Annotated in this window: 1 protein-coding gene; it reads right to left on the bottom strand. The window is 38.7% G+C overall.

Annotated elements, in window-relative coordinates:
• Positions 1 to 39: 39 nt before the first annotated feature.
• A complete protein-coding gene (locus F6K20_RS38760) occupies positions 40 to 501 on the bottom strand; it encodes a hypothetical protein (RefSeq protein WP_008185705.1) in 462 nt (153 codons plus the stop codon).
• Positions 502 to 1,323: the final 822 nt, after the last annotated feature.

The following is a 1,323-nucleotide window of genomic DNA, read 5'->3' as shown; positions in this document are numbered from 1 at the left end:
TGTGCTATAACGTTTATTCATGCCCACCTAATTATTCTTTCAGTTTTGTTTGATGAAGTCTCCTGATAAAGCTTTTTCCGTTGCCCTTCCGTTATTATAAAACGCATATCCTCCGTTCAGTTTCAATACAGAATAATCGGGTTGCTCGGTACTTCCAGCAAAAGCTTCTGCAATTGAAAAATTCCGTGGTTTATTTCGAAGATTGCCTCGCACGGTCATTGTTATATATGGTGCTGGTGGTCTTTGCGTATAACGGAAAGTACCATCAATTTCTTCAAATTTATATCCATTTCTGTCGATAAACTGCTCCATGCCACCCTTAAATGTCCCATTGCTTTCATCAGCATCTTTAATGACCAAGATTGTGCCTGTCTCTCTAGATAAATAGGTTCCGTCCAAGTTATGTGCCAGTGCGATGGCAGAATTACTGAACAGAAAGAAGACCCCTGCTACTAGAGCTAACAGTACCCGTTTCATTTTCCCTTGAATCTCGTTGTTCATTTTCTTTGTTTTTGCCTTTATTTTGCCTTTATTTATTGGACTTTGGAGTAAATATTTGAAATACAGATTAATCTTGAAACAAATTGATTTTGCTGAGACTGAACTGTATTCCCTTTAATTATTATCTATACCTTGATGAAAAAACAATCTATAAACCTCATATAAAACCTCATATATAGCAAGTCTTATACCTATGAGGTACAAATCTCTGGGTTTTAGGGAGCAGGGAGCAGGGAGCAGGGAGCAGCGGATATGGGAAGAGGGAAGAGGGAAGAGGGAAAAAATCATGTGTACCTCATAGCTATGATAAACGCTATAAAACCTCATATAAAACTTCATATCAAACCTCATAAACCTCATATCAAACCTCATAAACCTCATATAAAACCTCATAAAACTCATATAAAACCTCATAAACAGGGTAAACGCCTCTAATTATGTATCAAAAGTTACAGTTAAAAAGTAAACAATAGTATCAAAAATCTCTAATCACCCGGTTGATTATCAATAAGCCCAAAACATTGCTCAATTATTGGCGTTGCTGGAAGGGGCATCTTGTGTGGAACTGGCATCTTGCCAGTTTCATGCTTATTTTCGGGCGGCCAGGATGCCCACTCTATATTTTCGGGCGGGCAGGATGCCCACTCTATTCCTATTCAGCGCGAAGATTCAGCCCATCTTACCCAACTGCTGGTGGGCAAAAACCCTTTGGTGCTTTTGACAATTATAGAACCTATAATTTTGCCCACCCTACTAAATAATTGGTGGGCAAAAACCCTTTGGTGCTTGTCACAATTATAGAACCTAGAATTTTGCCCACCA

The organism is Moorena sp. SIO2C4 (assembly GCF_010672485.1).
GTDB lineage: Bacteria > Cyanobacteriota > Cyanobacteriia > Cyanobacteriales > Coleofasciculaceae > Moorena > Moorena producens.
Note: the sequence above shows the minus strand (reverse complement) of the source record. Positions and strands in the feature narration are given on the sequence as shown.

Bases quoted from the DNA above. Each gene is read 5' to 3' on its own strand.
- F6K20_RS38760 (WP_008185705.1), bottom strand. From the start codon at position 501: ATGAACAACGAGATTCAAGGGAAAATGAAACGGGTACTGTTAGCTCTA.